Source organism: Alicyclobacillus macrosporangiidus CPP55 (assembly GCF_000702485.1).
Taxonomy (GTDB): domain Bacteria; phylum Bacillota; class Bacilli; order Alicyclobacillales; family Alicyclobacillaceae; genus Alicyclobacillus_H; species Alicyclobacillus_H macrosporangiidus_B.
The window spans coordinates 307,996-322,609 of record NZ_JNIL01000001.1; the positions used below are offsets into that span (position 1 = coordinate 307,996).

The following is a 14,614-nucleotide window of genomic DNA, read 5'->3' on the forward strand; positions in this document are numbered from 1 at the left end:
ATGGACAGGAGGGCATCCAGATGGAGACGATCGCGGTGATCTTCGGCGGCCGCTCGGTGGAGCACGAGGTATCGGTGGTGACGGGCCTGCAGGTGATGGAGAACCTGGACAGGCAGCGGTTCACGCCGTTGCCCGTGTACATCGCGAAAGACGGGGTGTGGTACTCCCACCCGGAGTTCACCAAGGTGGAGTCGTTCCGCAAGGATCGGTTGGATTTCACCCTGCGTGCGGCCTACCGGGTGCACTGGGAACCGGTGCCGGGCAATGTGCTGCGGCTGGAGTCGCAGGAACCCGCGGAGCGCAAGGGATGGTTCGGGAAGGCGAAGACGCCGGACGTCCAGGAGGTGCGCGTGGACGCGGTCATCCCGGCGACGCACGGGACGTACGGGGAGGACGGCGCCCTGCAGGGCTTTCTCGAATTGACCGGAGTTCCGTACACCAGCGCGGGCGTGTTGGGCTCGGCGGTGGGCATGGACAAGATTGTGATGAAATCGGTGTTCCGGGGCTGTGGCATTCCGGTGGTCCCGTACGAGTGGTTTACGCGCGAGGCGTGGGAGCGCGATCCGGACGCCGTGGTGGCGCGACTCGAGGCCAATCTCTCCTATCCGATGTTTGTCAAGCCATGCAACCTGGGGTCGTCGGTGGGGATTTCGCGGGCGGAGAACGAGGCTGAGCTCCGGCAGGCCGTCGAGATCGCCCAACACTACGACACCCGTATCCTCGTCGAACAGGGCATCGAGCACCCAATTGAGGTCAACGTGTCGGTCATCGGCGACGAGACGGCGTCTCGGGTCTCCTTATGTGAACGACCGTTGTCGTGGGAGAAGTTTCTCACGTACGACGATAAGTACATCCGCGGCAACTTCAACAAGGGGGCCGGCGCCTCCCGCGAGATCCCGGCCCGGCTGCCGGACGGGGTCACGGAGCGGGTACAGGCGCTCGCGCAGCAGGCCTTTCACGCAGTGCAGGCGCGCGGCGTGGTCCGCGTCGACTTTCTCGTGACGGAAGACCACCAGGTGTTCGTCAACGAGATCAACACCATCCCGGGATCCTTCGCCTTCTATCTGTGGGAACCAGCGGGGATGCCGTACAAGCAGCTGCTGGCGGAACTCATCGACATCGCCAAGCGGGAGGCGGAACGCAAGCGCCGGAACATCACCAGTTTCGACTCTGACCTCCTGGAGAAGTTCCAGCGCGGGACGAAGTTGGGCAAGGCTTGATCCGGGGGCTGTCGGGAATGGGGTCTGGTTTGGTGGAGTGCACAAGGAAGTGTGTTGTATACTGGTCCATGGATCGAATGTTTGAATTTTACCGAGTGCCGTTCCGGGAGGGTTCACGTTGAACCATCGAAGGCGTCTCGCTGCGGCGCTGGGCGTTCTCTGCGCGGGTTGGTTCGCAGCACTGGCCGCCGGCGCGTGGATGAGGGCCCGGGCGCCGCAGAGCCTCCAGCAACAGGTGCTTGCCGTCGCGTCGCAATTGCGCGTACCCGGGGAACAGGATACCATCACCGCCGCTTCCTCGACCGACGCGGTAGCACAGCACATGCGGTACGAGATCCAGCAGGGCCTCTTGGCCGGGCATTCGCCGCGCGAGATCTTGGCGCAGATGGAGGCGGAGTACGGACCGGATGTGTATGCGGCGCCGCGGTTCGCCGGCTGGGGGGCACTCGCCTGGACGGCACCGATCGCAGGGCTGGCCGTATTGCTCGGGGCGATGGGCTGGACCGTCGTGCGCCGTACCGAGCGCACATCGGTCAGGCCGGTGGAGGGGAGCGATTCGGCCTGGGACGCCCGCTCGGGGTCGGATACGGTGCACAGCGTCCGTGACGCCGCATCGCCGGATGCGGCGGCCGATGCGTCCGCGTCCCGCGTGGCGCGGCGGCTGAACGGGTTTCTGTAATCCTGGAGTTTTCGCGAGGGGAAGTCGGGGACGTGAGCGTATCCACCCGCGTGAAGTTGATTGCGGTGTTGATCGTCGTCGCGGCGGTGATCGGCGTGTTGATTCAGACTGCGGTCACGAAGGCGGCGACCTACTATCTCACGGTCGGGGAGTTGTACGGCCAAGGTGCCCAGGCCATCGGAAAGGAGGCAACCGTCAGCGGCAACATCGTCGGGTCCACCGTCCAGTGGGACCCGAGCCGGCGGTTGCTTCGGTTCGAGATGCGCGACGACGCCCGGTCGAAACCGCTGCCGGTGGTGTTCCACGGCGATCGGCCGGATGATTTCAGCAACGATTGGCCGGTGGTGGTCACCGGAAAGCTGAACGCGAACGGACAGTTCGAGGCCAGCAAGCTGCTCATCAAGTGCCCTTCCAAGTATCAGGCCAAGGAGCAGACGTATACAGCCGCACCGTCCGAGTGACGGGTGGCGGGGAGGTTGCGCTGTGTTGACAGGGCTCATCGGACAAGCCGCCATCCGCTTGCTGCTGGTCTCCTCCCTCGTCGCGTTGGCCATCCATGCCTTGGCCGCGCGCACGGGCAGCCGGCGCTGGCGGACGGCCAGCCGCCTGGTGCAGGGATGGGTATTTCTCTGCGCCGCCACCGCGTCGGCGGCGCTGATCCGCCTGCTGGTGACGGGCGACTACTCCTATCCGTATGTGGCGTCCTACACCGGGCCGGGATTGCCGCTGGTGTATCGAATCGCCGCGTTCTGGGGAGGCAATGCGGGTTCACTTCTGTTCTGGTCGCTGGTGCTGACCCTGTACGGGGCGGTGGTGGTCGGCGCGCGGCACGAGGACAGCGAGCGCATGCTGCCGATCGTATCCTTCGTACTGTCCTCCATCACGCTGTTTTATGCACTGCTGCTCAATCTAAAGGCGAATCCGTTCGTCCGTTTGGATCAACCGATGCCTCCGAGCGGGCTGAACCCGCTGCTGCAGAATCCGGGCATGACGGTACACCCGGTGAATCTGTATCTGGGGTACATCGGGTTCGCGATTCCGTTCGCGTACGCGGTCGCCGGGCTGTGGCTCGGCCGTACGGATGCTGTCTGGTTGAAGGTCACGCGCCGGTGGACCTTGGTCTCGTGGCTGTTTCTCAGCATTGGGATCGTGTACGGCGCGCACTGGTCGTATGAGGAGCTCGGCTGGGGCGGTTATTGGGCGTGGGACCCGGTGGAGAACGCATCGCTGCTGCCCTGGCTGACCGCGACGGCTTTTCTGCACTCAGCCATCGTGCAGGAGAAACGCGGTCTGCTCAAGGCCTGGAATGTGGTGCTCGTGTCGTTGACCTTCCTGCTGACGTTGTTTGGTACGTTCCTCACGCGCAGCGGCGTCCTGTGGAGCATCCACGCCTTCGCCAACGCCCCCCTCGGCGTCTGGTTCTTGTCGTTCCTCGGGGTGGCAGCGGCGGCCACCGCGGCCCTCATCGTCTGGCGCTGGCCCGCGCTGCGCGCGAACGGGCGGATGGAAGCGGTCGTCTCCAAGGAATCCGCCTTCCTGCTCAATAACGTGCTGTTTCTCGGCAGCGCGTTCGCCGTGTTGTGGGGGACCCTGTTCCCGATCGTCTCGGAAGCATTGGACGGGCGCCGGATGATGGTGGATGCGCCGTTTTACAATGCCGTCAACATGCCCTTGGCGGTGTGCGTCCTGTTCCTGATGGGCATCGGTCCCCTGGTGGCCTGGCGCCGGGCCAGTGTACAGGGCGTCGTCCGCGCTGTGGCGGTGCCTCTCGCGGTGGCGGCCTTGGGTGGAACGGCAATCGCTGCCGCGTTGGAGGCGGTGTTTCACCGGTGGAGCCTCCTCGGCACGTTGGCGGTGGCGGCAGCGCTGTTCAACCTGTGGACGGTCGCGTTCGAGTTTTTCCAGGGTGTCCGCGCCCGCATGCAGATGACCACGGACGGCGTGTGGACCTCCCTGGTGCGCCTGGTGGCGAACCAGCGCCGCCGGTACGGAGGATACCTGGTGCACGCCTCAGTGGCGGTGATGGCCGTCGGCATCGCGGCGTCCGGCACCTGCCACCTGGACGCGCAGGTGCAGCTTCGCCCCGGCCAATCGGCCGACATCGGAGCCTTTCACCTGACCTTCACCGGCATGGGGGTGACTCCGGGGACGGTGTCGCGCGACATGTACGCCAATCTGGTGGTCAGCTCCGGGGGGCGCTCCCTGGGCGTCCTGCGGCCGTCCGCGACGTTCTACAGCGACGGGCAACAGCCGACGACCAACGTCGCACTGTACTCGCGCCCGATGCAAGACCTGTATGCCGTGTTGCTCGGGACCTCCCCCAGCCAAGGGGATATCGCCATCTTCGACCTCCACGTGAACCCGTTGGTCCAGTGGATCTGGTTCGGCGGCTACGGGCTCATCCTGGGGACGCTGCTGAGTCTGTGGCCGGAGCGGGTTCGCCGCCAGGCCTGGTCTGTCACAGGGGTACCCTCGGCCCTGGACGGGCTGTATCAGCAGATGGCCGAATTGGAGTATGATTGGAAGATGGGGAAATTGGACGAGGAAGACTACCACCGGCAGAAGCAGGCGCTCTGGACGGCCGCCTGTCGGGAGGAAACGATGGAAGCGCAACTGCGGGCGCGGCTCGAGCGGGAATTGGAAGACGAGGTGCGCGGTGCGCGCTTAGGCGAGGGGTGAGTCGTGTGCCGATGGGTCGATGGCGTGCCTGGGGCGCTGCCTTGGCGGTCGCATTCAGCCTGCTGATGATGTTGAAGAACGCCTCCGCAGCCGAATCGTTGCGAGTGGCCCAGATGCAACTGTTCCTGATCCCGGCGCCGGTGGCGCACACCGTCCGGGTGATGGAGGCGTTTGACCTGCGGACGGACGGGCGCTCGGTGAACGCGCACTTCACGCTTCCAGAGCAGGCGTCGGAGGTGTCGGTGCAGACACCCGGCGGGCTCCGCGCCCAGACGAAGGGCTCCGCCGTGGGTGTGACGGGGACCGCGCCGTCCGATGGGTCGTTTCAGGTGACGGTGACCTACCACCTGCCGATGCCCGGCATGGCCCAATCCATCCGCTGGCATGCGGACTACCCTGTCGATCAGGCTCTGGTCTACGTCCCAGAGGGGGAGGTGTCTCTGTCCGCCGAAGGCGTGTTGACGGGTACGCGCACGGTCGACATCTCCGGCACGACCTTTCGAGTCTTCACGCGTCTGGGGGTACCGGCGGATACGGACTGGCCCTTACAGGTGCAGGTGATGCCGGCGCCCACGACCGGATCGGATACGGGAGGCCTGCCGGTCATCGGACTCGATCACAGCCAGCGGGCGAACGCCATGCAGGCGTTGGCCAATCTCGCCTTGGCCGCCTTCGTCTTGGCGGTGGGCCTGGCCAGCATTCGAAGAAGCACACGGGGCGGCCCGCCCGCTCGACCCCAGGACGAGGAGGCGGCGTGGACCGCGTGGGTTCAGCTGGAGCGCGCCTACGAAAACGGGGATGTGGACACGGCGTCGTATGAAAGACGTCGGGCGGCGCTGAAGAGGCGCATCGTGGCGCTGCGCACGCAGGCACCGGGCGGGAGGGAGTAGCGTGCTGGCTTTGGAAGGGGTGACGAAAGCGTTCGACCTGCGCCCCGTGCTCGAGGATATCGACTTTGCGCTGGCGCCCGGTTGTCGGTATCTGCTGTCCGCGCCCAACGGCAGCGGGAAGACCACCCTGTTGCGCATCATGGCAGGGCTGTCCCGCCCCACCCGCGGGCGCGTCCTGTGGAATGGGGCACCGCTCGATCCCCGCGGGCGCCGGCACATCGGAGTGGTGTTGCAGCAGCCGATGGTGTATGGCGATCTGACCGGCGAGGAGAACCTCCGCCTGTTCGCGGGCTTGTACGGGGTCAGAGACGCGCGCCAAGCGGCGCGGCGGTGGCTGGACCGCGCCGGCCTGGGGGACGCCGGGACGACGCTCGTCCGCCACTACTCCAAGGGCATGCGCCAGCGTCTGGCGGTCGCCCGGGCGCTGATCCACGAACCGGCGGTGCTTCTTTTGGACGAGCCGCTGGACGGTTTGGACACGGAAGGGCGCCGCTCTGTCGCAGGTTGGTTGGACGAGACCGCGGTACGAGGGACAGCCGTGTTCGCGGTGATGCATGACACCGCGCCTGAGTGGCGGCCGGATGTCCGCCTGACCTTATGCTTTGGCCGCCTGGTGGTGGTGGCGTGATCGGTTGGCGGGCGTTTTTGCACCTGTTGTGGCGGGATGTGCGCATCGAGGTGCGCCGGCCTCAGTTTTTCGCGGCGAGTGCCAGCTTCGGGGTGCTGTTGGTCTTTGTCACCGGCATCGCGCTCGACGCGGCCGAACACCTTCCGGCCGACTGGGTGTCCGGCGTCTTGTGGCTCGACATCTTCTACGCGGCCACCGTCGGGGTTCACCGCCATGATTTCAAAGATATCGAGTGGGGGGGCGGTGAAGGGGTCCTTCTGGCCCCGGTGGATCGCAGCGTGATCTTTTACGCCCGCTGGGTGAGCGTCAGTTTGTTCATCGCGGCGAGCGGCTTGGTGATGGCGGCGGCGTGGTTTCTGCTGCTCAACCCGCCCCCGCCGGCGCAGCCCGGTCTGTTCGCGTTCGCCCTCGGAGCGGGTGCCCTGGGGCTGGGCGGGGTCACCACCTTCGTCGCTGCCCTGACGGCGCACACGCGCCTGCGCGATGTGCTCACGCCCCTGTTATTGTTTCCGTTGGCGATCCCTCTGTTCATCGGCGTGGTGCGGCTGACCGCCTATGCCCTGGAGCCCACCTTGGGCCACCCGCGGGTGTGGGTTGAGGAGGTATTGGGATATATCGCGGCGATGCTGGTGGTACCGTGGCTGGTCTACGAATGGGTGATGGAGGGCTGACATGAACCGATGGTCTTCGTGGCTCGCGTTCGTGGCGGGCGTGCTCGGATTCGCATTCCTGTACCTGGCACTCATCTGGTCGCCCCCTGAACAACAGATGGGGGATCTGGTGCGGATCATGTACTTTCACGTCGCCAGCGCTTGGACGGCGTTGTGTGCGTTTTTTGTCACGTTCGTGGCGGCGTTGGGGCTGTTGGTGCGCGGAGGGGAACGTTGGGACGTGGTGTCGGCCTGCTCCGCCGAGATCGGGTTGGTGTACACCACCATCACCCTGGTCACCGGGTCGCTGTGGGCACGCCCCATTTGGAACACCTGGTGGACGTGGGATCCGCGCCTGACGACGACGCTGATCCTCTGGTTCCTGTACGCCGGATACCTGCTGCTGCGCGCCACGCTGACCGGGTACGAGCGGCGGGCAAAGGTCGCGGCCGCGTACGCCATCATCGCCTTTATCGACGTGCCCATCATCCACATGTCGGTCACCTGGTGGCGGTCCATCCACCCTTCCGTCGTGGATGACAGCGGGTTTCACATGCCGCCGTCCATGGCCGGCACGCTCATGTTCGGATTTCTGAGTTTTTTCTTCCTGTATCTGTTGCTCCTGTGGCTGCGGGCGCGCGGTGCCTGGCAGCAGTTGGAGATTCTCCGGCTGGGGCAAGCCGTGCGAGGCCTGCGGTTGCGGGCGGAAAGGGGACGGTGAGGGGATGCAACACCTCGGGTATCTCTGGGCGGTGTCGGCTGTGGTGTGGGGCGGCACGTTGATCTACGTGTTCACGCTGCTTCGCAGGCAGAACCGGTTACAGGCCGAGTTGGAACGGCTGAAAAAGGCGGTGGAGGATTGGAAAGGCGTCCGCTCTGGCGGGGAGCCCCCCGGTTCACCCTGACCGCGATCGACGTGGATTTCCTGTGAGCCGGGGTCAACGAAACGGAATCCGGTTCATCAGCCATCCACCCAGCACGGCGATGACCACGGAGAGCACGGCCCGCCATACGGTGAACGGAACCCCGTAAAACGGCACTTCTGCCGGCAAGCGGGTGAGGGATACCAGTTGCCAGCTCGTGACGAAAGCGAACACCGCCCCCGGGCTGGCCTCCGACGCGAGCAGTCCCGCCGCAAGGGGATACATCGCCCAGCGGGACCCGGTCCCCGCCATCCCCAGCAGTGCACCGAGCACGATTCCGGTCCATCCCGCTTCCCGACCCAGCAAGCGCGCGAGCGCGGCCGGATCGATCACTTGAGACAAGAGTCCCGCCATGAACATCGATACGACGATCCACGGGAGCGATTGCAGAAACATCTCCACCGTGACCTCGAGCGCGTTGTTCGCCAGGTCCGGGTGGACGACAGCGGTATACACGTACCCGAGCGCCGTGGCGATGGTGAAGGTCATCAGCATGCGATCCACCGATTCCTCCTCCTTGCCCCGCTAAGAGAGCGCCTGCCGGAGCGCTTCGGCCAAGCCGGACCCGGTTTGTTGGTCCGACAGGGCGAGCGACCAGATGGCGACGCCGGCCAACCCCCGGTCACTGACCAGCGCCAGTTTTCGCTGCATCGTCTCGTCCGTCTCATACCACACTTCGATGTATCCGTCGTCCGCCGGGTAGCGGGCATATGCGACGCCGAGCGCATCGTCCCAGGTGGACTTTGCCTGGTGCCGCGCCAGCGCGGGCTCGATGTTGGGGGCCGCAACCGGGGTGCTCGTGACCGTCCCGTCGCGGTGGCGGTGCCAGAATTCTGTGTAAAACGGCAGGCCGAGGAGAATTTTTCCGGCCGGCACGCCGGTGCCGAGGAGATCGTCGACCGCCTGAGTCACCCACGGCACGTCCGCCACCGGTCCCGGATCGGGATCGCCGCCCCAGTGTTCGTCGTAGGCCATCAGGACCACGTACTCACAGGACGCGGCGAGCCCTGCATGGAAGAAGGCGGCGTCGTCCCGCAAGAACGCGATGTCCGGGGTGATGTCGACGGACAGAACCGCGTGCATCGGGGTGAGCGCCGTGTGCAGCTCTTGGATGAAGCGCGTGAATCGATCCCGGTCGTCCGTGCGCACATTCTCAAAATCGACATTGACCCCGTCCAACCCAGCCTGCCGGACGGCGTCGGCAACCTGTTGGACCATGCGCCGGCGGACCGCGTCGTCCGCCAGGACGGCGTGCGTCAGGGCGGCGTCAAATTGGTTGTCAAACATCGCCCACACGGATGTGTGGTGGGCGTGGGCATATTGAACGACCGTGCTCTGCGCGCGGTTGCGCAGGTCGCCTTTGGCAGAGGTGAGGGTCAACCAGCCAGGGCTGATCACGTTGACACCGGGGTTATCCTTCATCATCTGAATCGTGCTGCTGGCGGTGTTGTACGGGATCCACCCGAGGACCATGCGGTTTGTCCCCGATTCCCAAGCGTCAATGGGCGCCAGGAGGCTCGCCTGATTGGGGGACGGGGTCCTCGACGGGGCCGACTGCAGCAATTGGGCGCCGAGCATCCGCACCGGGTCGGCCAGCGGCAGATGCAGGACGCGGGCGGCGGCCTGCCAGAGCGTCGGGGTATCGGGGGTGTCGGAGCGAAGATAGGCCGTCGTCCCCACGAGTTCCCGCACCTCGACGCCCGCGAGGTGCGATGCCTCCAACTGCGCGGCGGTGGTCCACGATCCACCCCCGTACAGCAGCAGCGTGCTGCCGACACAGGCGGCGGCCAACAGCACGACGGCGGCGATGGTGGATAGCCAGCGGATGGCTTCGGAACGGATGGCTCGATTCGGTGTGTGCACGGGGATCCTCCTTCCACGCGGTCCTCGCCGTCCGGGTTACTATCACTCTATGAGGACGAGCCCGCATTTAGAAGGATCGGTGCTGAATTGCGCCAGCGGGATCCATCTCGTATCATGAAGGGAAAGAAGGGTGGTGATCCAGATGGCGGTTCAGACGTTGCGCGTTCACAGGCTGGAGCTGCCGACGCCGTTTCCGGTCGGAACGGTGAACTCCTATTTGTTGGAAGAGGGAGATCAGCGCGTGCTGGTCGACTGTGGTCCGCGTTGGGGGCCCGCCGAAGATGCGCTCGAGCAAGCCTTGAACGACGCCGGCGTACGCGCCGACGCGTTGTCCGGTGTGGTGTTGACGCACGGCCATGTGGATCACGTGGGGCAGTCCGGGGCGTTCGCTCGGCTCGGCGTACCGGTGTATGCGCATCCGGGTGTGGCCGCGTGGCTGCAGCCAGGGGGTGCGTACGACGACTACCGATTGGCGTTTTTTCGCCGGTTGCATCGAATGATGGGGACGCCGGAACCAGAAATCGATCGCTGTTTGAAGGAACTTTTTTTGATGTCAAAATGGAACGACCGGTCGGTCGTCACCCATCCGCTGCGGGAAGGGGATGTGTTGCCCCTGATGCCCGATTTCGAGGTGCTGGAGGTTCCGGGGCACGCCCAGGCCGCCATCGCGCTGTGGAACCGCAAGGCGGGGATATTCATCGGCGGCGATCAACTGCTTCCGCACGTCTCCTCCAACGCGTTAATCGAACCGGAACCAGGATACGAGCGCGGGGACTTGGCGCCGCGCACCCGGAGCCTGCTGCAATACCGGGAAAGCCTTCAGCGGCTGCGCAGCCTCGACCTCGGTACGGTGTATCCCGGACACGGCGATCCGTTCACCGATCCCGGCTCGCTCATCGACCGAAGGCTGCGGGAACAGGAGCGGCGCCGCGATCAGTTTTTCGACTTGGTAAGCGCCCATCCGGGTGCGACCACGTACACCCTCGCCAACACATACTTCCCTCGCCATAAGGACCAACTGCAGCTGATCCTGTCCGAGACCCTCGGATTCCTGGACTGGTTGGAAGCGGAGGGGCGGGTGGTCAGCGAACCGGACGCTCAAGGCGTGGTGCGATGGCGGGCGGTGTAGCGGCACCGCCCGTCACGGGCGGTTCGCCTGCCACACCGCCTCGCCGTCGGCGTAGACCTCCTTTTTCCAAATGGGGACTTCCTTTTTGAGCCGTTCAATCAGCTCCCGGGCGGCCTCGAACGCGGTGCCGCGATGAGGGGCGGCGGCGGCGCAAATCACGGCGATGTCGGCGGGATCGAGGCGCCCGACGCGATGCCATTGCAGGGGGATGACGCCGGGCCAGCGGCGGCAGACGTCTTCGGCGATGGCGCGCATCTGGCGGAGGGCCATCTCCCGGTACGCCTCGTATTCGAGGTACACCGTCTGCCTGCCTTTGGTCCATTCCCGCACGGTGCCGACAAACAGGACGGTCCCGCCGCAGCGGGTGTCGACGAGGTGTTGGTACGCCTGGCCGACGTCGAGCGGCTGGTCCGTGAGGACGATGGATCCCGGACCATCGTCGCTCCCGCCCCCGACAGGCGGGATGAGGGCGATCTCGTCGCCATCCGACACGACCTGGTCATCGTTCGCGTACTGTTGGTTGACGGCGATGAGCGCGTGTTCGAGGTCGGACGCCAATTCGGGAAGGCGCTGTTGAAGCGCCCGCCGAATCTCGCCCGCAGTGGCCGGAGTGCCGAGCTCGACGGTGACGGCGGGCCCGGCGATTTCTGCGAGGCCGGCGAACAAGTGGACGGTGAAGGTCACGGGACCCCCTCCTCTGATTGGGTGTGATACCATGGGTGTGATGCGCTGCGCGGCAGCGATACCCCGTGGGAGGTTGGTAAGCTTGACAGATTCCAATGAAACGTTGACCCATTTTGATGAGGCCGGCCGCCCGCGCATGGTCGACGTCTCGGACAAGCCGGAGACGGCGCGTGAAGCGGTGGCCCAGGCCCGTATCCGCATGCAGTCCTCGACGCGGGAGAGGATTGAACAGGGCCGGATGGCAAAGGGGGATGTGCTCGCCGTCGCTGAGCTGGCCGGAGTAATGGCTGCGAAACGGACGCCCGACCTCATTCCCTTGTGCCATCCGATCCCCATCTCCGGTGTGCGCGTCAAGACCGCGTGGGAGGACGCCGCGGGGCAGGAGGCGGTGCTCCGCATCGAGGCGGCGGTTCGGACCACGTACCGGACCGGCGTCGAGATGGAGGCGCTTACGGCGTGCAGCGTCGCCGCCCTGACGGTCTACGACATGTGCAAAGCCGTGGACCGCGGCATGGTCATCGAACAGATTGAGCTGGTGTACAAGGCGGGCGGCAAGAGTGGCGTATTCCAGCGTACGGACGCCCAGGCATGACGGACCGTCCAGCATGACGGGCGTCCGCCGGGGGGATGCCGCCTTCCCGCCGATCACCCCTGTTCCGGCCGCTTGCGCCGCTGTACGGGTCGGCCGCGCCATCCCTCCCGTGTGAGTTTGTTCCGCTTCTTGTCGCGGTAATAGACGAATCCCCCGAGAAAGGCTGTGCCGGCGAAGGCCGCGGCCAAGCCCGCCACCATCCAGATGAGGTCTGCCGCGTGCCCGAACGCGAGCCAACGCTCCATCGCCTCGCGGAACAGATTGAGTCCCCAGCCCGCAAACAGGAAGACGGCGATCAACACCGACCACGCCATCAAGTGCCGCATGGCGCATGTTCCCCTTTGTTCCCGTCGTCCCTTCCATCATAGCACACACCCGGTCCGGCTTGCCCCATGATACAATCGCATCGGAGGGATGGCCGTGATTCACGTGGTGATTGTCGGGGGAGGCCGCGGCGGACGGCGGTGGATCGAGGCGTTGTCGGACCACCCCGAGGTGGTCATTGACGCCGTGATCGACTTGCGCGACGACGCGCCGGGTATGCAGCTGGCCCGATCGTTGGGTTTGACCGTAGGCCGGGACTACCGGAGCGTCCTGATGCAGCTCCCGGATCCTGCGGACGTGGTGCTGGAGGTGACCGGACGGCCGGAGGTGTACGCCGATCTGGTCCAACTTGCGCCCGGGGCGACGGTGATCAGCGGACCCGCTCTGCGCTTTTTCACCCTCTTTATCGACGACAAGATGGTGTTGATCCGAAAGCTGCAGGCGCAGCGGCGGGAGTTGGAGCGGGTGGTGGAGGCCACCCACGACGGCATGGTCGGCGTCGATCGGGAGGGGCGCGTGGTCTTGTGCAACGCGGCGGCCGAGCGGTTGTTGGGACGGAGCCGGGACCAGGTGCTGGGCCGTCCTGTGACCGACGTGATCCCAAATTCACGGTTGGCCGAGGTGTTGGTGCACGGCAGGGAGGAACTCAACCAGGTACAAAAATTGGGCGACATTGAGATCGTGACCAACCGGGTGCCGCTGTTCGACGACGAGGGGCGCATCGTGGGGGCCATCGCCACGTTCCGCGATGTGACGGAGCTGCGCGCCTTGGCGGCCGAGGTGACCAACCTGCGCGAGGTGCAGACGCTTCTGGAGGCCATCATCCAGTCGACCCAGGATGCCATCTCGGTGGTCGACAAGGACGGTCGGGGGCTGCTCATCAATCCGGCCTACACGCGCCTGACGGGCCTGCGCCCGGAACAGGTTCTCAACCAGCCTGCGGACGTCGACATCGCGGAGGGGGAGAGCATGCATCTCAAGGTGTTGCGCACCCGGCAGCCGGTGCGCAACGTGCCGATGAAGGTGGGACCGATGCGCCGCGAGGTCTTGGTCGACGTCGCGCCCATCCTCGTCGGCGGGGAGTTGCGCGGCAGCGTGGGCGTGATCCACGACGTGTCGGAGATCAAGCGCCTGACCGAGGAGTTGGAACGGGCGAACAAGCTGATCCGCACCATGCAGGCCAAGTACACGTTCGAGGAGATCGTGGGCAAGAGCCCGGCCATCGCCCTGGCGGTCGAACAGGCCAAACGCGCTGCGGAGACGCCGGCGACGGTGCTGTTGCGCGGCGAGTCGGGGACGGGCAAGGAACTGTTCGCCCACGCCATCCACAACGCCAGCGACCGCCGGTACCAGCCGTTCGTGCGCGTCAACTGCGCGGCGCTGACCGACAGTTTGCTCGAGAGCGAGCTGTTCGGCTACGAAGAGGGTGCGTTCACCGGGGCGAAGAAGGGCGGGAAGCGCGGGCTCTTCGAGGAGGCCCACGGGGGGACGCTGTTTCTCGACGAGATCGGGGAGATGTCGGTGGCCACCCAGGCGAAGCTGTTGCGCGCCCTGCAGGAGCGGGAGATCGTCCGCGTGGGGGGGACGCGGCCCATCCCCGTCGACGTCCGCGTGATCGCCGCCACCCACGTGAACCTGGAGCAAGCCGTGGCGGAGGGGCGGTTTCGGGAAGACCTGTATTACCGGTTGAACGTGATTCCGATTGTGATCCCGCCGCTGCGGTACCGCCTGGAGGACATCGAGGCGTTGGCCTTGCACATCATTCACCGGCAGAACCAGGCGTTCGGTCGGAACGTGACGGAGATCGCCAAAGGCGCAGTGGAGCTGTTGCAGCGTTACCCCTGGCCCGGTAACGTGCGCGAACTGGAGAACACCATCGGCCGGGCGATGATCCACATGCGTTACAGCGACACGGTACTGGAGGCGCACCACCTGCCGCTGCTCAACACGGCGCCGATTCCAGCGACCCATACGGCCCAGGGCGGGTCGTTGACGTGGAACGGAGGGACGTTGGATCAATTTCTCCGACAGGCGGAACGGTCGGCCATCGAACAGGCCCTGCGGGCGACGGGGGGCAACAAGACGGAGGCGGCCAAACGGCTCGGCATCTCGCTGCGCAGCCTGTACTACAAACTGAAGCCGGCCGAGGAGTGACGGACAAGTACGGCGATTGAAAGCGTTTGCTTGCAAATCATTGCATGATGTGCAAAGGTTTGCGCGATGGCGCCCTCTGTGTGTGCATGTACATGCAGGGTCCCGCCAGGTGGGGGCTGGCGTTTCCTCGGTGGTTTGGAGTTGGCACGCGGTTTGCTTTATCCTGGAGGCGGCTGTGCCCTGGGTTTGGTTTGGATTT

16 protein-coding genes are annotated in these 14,614 nt (G+C 65.5%); 12 read left to right on the top strand and 4 right to left on the bottom strand.

Features of this window, described 5'->3' with window-relative positions:
• The first annotated feature begins 20 nt into the window (after nt 1–20).
• The 9 genes from N687_RS0101650 to N687_RS0101690 all read left to right on the top strand — a co-directional run bounded on the left by N687_RS0101650 (nt 21) and on the right by N687_RS0101690 (nt 7,651).
• Complete coding sequence (locus tag N687_RS0101650) at nt 21–1,220, top strand: D-alanine--D-alanine ligase family protein (RefSeq protein WP_029420203.1); 1,200 nt, start codon at nt 21–23, stop codon at nt 1,218–1,220.
• Nucleotides 1,221–1,338: 118 nt separating this feature from the next.
• Nucleotides 1,339–1,899 (top strand): cytochrome c-type biogenesis protein, encoded by a 561-nt coding sequence (locus N687_RS0101655; RefSeq protein WP_029420204.1) that lies wholly within the window; start codon nt 1,339–1,341, stop codon nt 1,897–1,899.
• A 32-nt stretch (nt 1,900–1,931) separates the two neighbouring features.
• Nucleotides 1,932–2,360: a cytochrome c maturation protein CcmE gene (locus N687_RS0101660; RefSeq protein WP_051662861.1), complete on the top strand. Its 429-nt coding sequence runs from the start codon at nt 1,932–1,934 to the stop codon at nt 2,358–2,360.
• 22 nt (nt 2,361–2,382) lie between these two features.
• Nucleotides 2,383–4,578 (top strand): heme lyase CcmF/NrfE family subunit, encoded by a 2,196-nt coding sequence (locus N687_RS0101665; protein ID WP_051662862.1) that lies wholly within the window; start codon nt 2,383–2,385, stop codon nt 4,576–4,578.
• Nucleotides 4,579–4,583: 5 nt separating this feature from the next.
• Nucleotides 4,584–5,468: a hypothetical protein gene (locus N687_RS0101670; protein ID WP_029420207.1), complete on the top strand. Its 885-nt coding sequence runs from the start codon at nt 4,584–4,586 to the stop codon at nt 5,466–5,468.
• A gap of 1 nt (nt 5,469) precedes the next feature.
• Nucleotides 5,470–6,096: an ABC transporter ATP-binding protein gene (locus N687_RS0101675; RefSeq protein ID WP_051662863.1), complete on the top strand. Its 627-nt coding sequence runs from the start codon at nt 5,470–5,472 to the stop codon at nt 6,094–6,096.
• A complete protein-coding gene (locus N687_RS21875) occupies nt 6,093–6,767 on the top strand; it encodes a heme exporter protein CcmB (RefSeq protein ID WP_051662864.1) in 675 nt (224 codons plus the stop codon). The genes N687_RS0101675 and N687_RS21875 overlap by 4 nt, the downstream gene beginning before the upstream one ends.
• 1 nt (nt 6,768) lies before the next feature.
• A complete protein-coding gene (locus N687_RS0101685; protein ID WP_029420210.1) occupies nt 6,769–7,467 on the top strand; it encodes a cytochrome c biogenesis protein in 699 nt (232 codons plus the stop codon).
• 4 nt (nt 7,468–7,471) lie between these two features.
• Nucleotides 7,472–7,651 (top strand): CcmD family protein, encoded by a 180-nt coding sequence (locus N687_RS0101690; RefSeq protein WP_029420211.1) that lies wholly within the window; start codon nt 7,472–7,474, stop codon nt 7,649–7,651.
• A 33-nt stretch (nt 7,652–7,684) separates the two neighbouring features.
• On the opposite strand, the gene N687_RS0101695 is transcribed toward N687_RS0101690, so the two are convergent.
• Nucleotides 7,685–8,164 carry a permease gene (locus N687_RS0101695; protein ID WP_231493569.1) on the bottom strand — a complete coding sequence of 160 codons (480 nt, stop codon included), beginning with the start codon at nt 8,162–8,164 and terminating at the stop codon, nt 7,685–7,687.
• A 30-nt stretch (nt 8,165–8,194) separates the two neighbouring features.
• Entirely contained in the window at nt 8,195–9,532 is a 1,338-nt protein-coding gene (locus N687_RS0101700) for a glycosyl hydrolase family 18 protein (RefSeq protein ID WP_029420213.1), read from the bottom strand.
• Between the two features lie 142 nt (nt 9,533–9,674).
• Between N687_RS0101700 and N687_RS0101705 the strand changes: the two genes are divergently transcribed.
• Entirely contained in the window at nt 9,675–10,661 is a 987-nt protein-coding gene (locus tag N687_RS0101705) for an MBL fold metallo-hydrolase (protein ID WP_156040002.1), read from the top strand.
• A 12-nt stretch (nt 10,662–10,673) separates the two neighbouring features.
• On the opposite strand, the gene N687_RS0101710 is transcribed toward N687_RS0101705, so the two are convergent.
• Nucleotides 10,674–11,345: a molybdenum cofactor biosynthesis protein gene (locus tag N687_RS0101710; RefSeq protein WP_029420215.1), complete on the bottom strand. Its 672-nt coding sequence runs from the start codon at nt 11,343–11,345 to the stop codon at nt 10,674–10,676.
• A gap of 82 nt (nt 11,346–11,427) precedes the next feature.
• Here N687_RS0101710 and moaC point away from each other — a divergent pair, with 82 nt between their 5' ends.
• On the top strand, nt 11,428–11,937 hold the full coding sequence (moaC, locus tag N687_RS0101715; RefSeq protein ID WP_029420216.1) for a cyclic pyranopterin monophosphate synthase MoaC: 510 nt from the start codon (nt 11,428–11,430) through the stop codon (nt 11,935–11,937).
• A gap of 53 nt (nt 11,938–11,990) precedes the next feature.
• Here the strand turns inward: moaC and N687_RS0101720 are convergent, their stop codons facing one another.
• Nucleotides 11,991–12,263 (bottom strand): DUF2627 family protein, encoded by a 273-nt coding sequence (locus N687_RS0101720; protein WP_029420217.1) that lies wholly within the window; start codon nt 12,261–12,263, stop codon nt 11,991–11,993.
• Nucleotides 12,264–12,360: 97 nt separating this feature from the next.
• Here N687_RS0101720 and N687_RS0101725 point away from each other — a divergent pair, with 97 nt between their 5' ends.
• Nucleotides 12,361–14,415 carry a sigma-54 interaction domain-containing protein gene (locus N687_RS0101725; protein ID WP_029420218.1) on the top strand — a complete coding sequence of 685 codons (2,055 nt, stop codon included), beginning with the start codon at nt 12,361–12,363 and terminating at the stop codon, nt 14,413–14,415.
• Nucleotides 14,416–14,614: the final 199 nt, after the last annotated feature.

Coding starts and splice junctions, on each gene's coding strand:
- N687_RS0101650 (WP_029420203.1), top strand. CDS start 21: ATGGAGACGATCGCGGTGATCTTCGGCGGCCGCTCGGTGGAGCACGAG.
- N687_RS0101685 (WP_029420210.1), top strand. CDS start 6,769: ATGAACCGATGGTCTTCGTGGCTCGCGTTCGTGGCGGGCGTGCTCGGA.
- N687_RS0101690 (WP_029420211.1), top strand. CDS start 7,472: ATGCAACACCTCGGGTATCTCTGGGCGGTGTCGGCTGTGGTGTGGGGC.
- N687_RS0101695 (WP_231493569.1), bottom strand. CDS start 8,164: ATGCTGATGACCTTCACCATCGCCACGGCGCTCGGGTACGTGTATACC.
- N687_RS0101705 (WP_156040002.1), top strand. CDS start 9,675: ATGGCGGTTCAGACGTTGCGCGTTCACAGGCTGGAGCTGCCGACGCCG.
- N687_RS0101720 (WP_029420217.1), bottom strand. CDS start 12,263: ATGCGGCACTTGATGGCGTGGTCGGTGTTGATCGCCGTCTTCCTGTTT.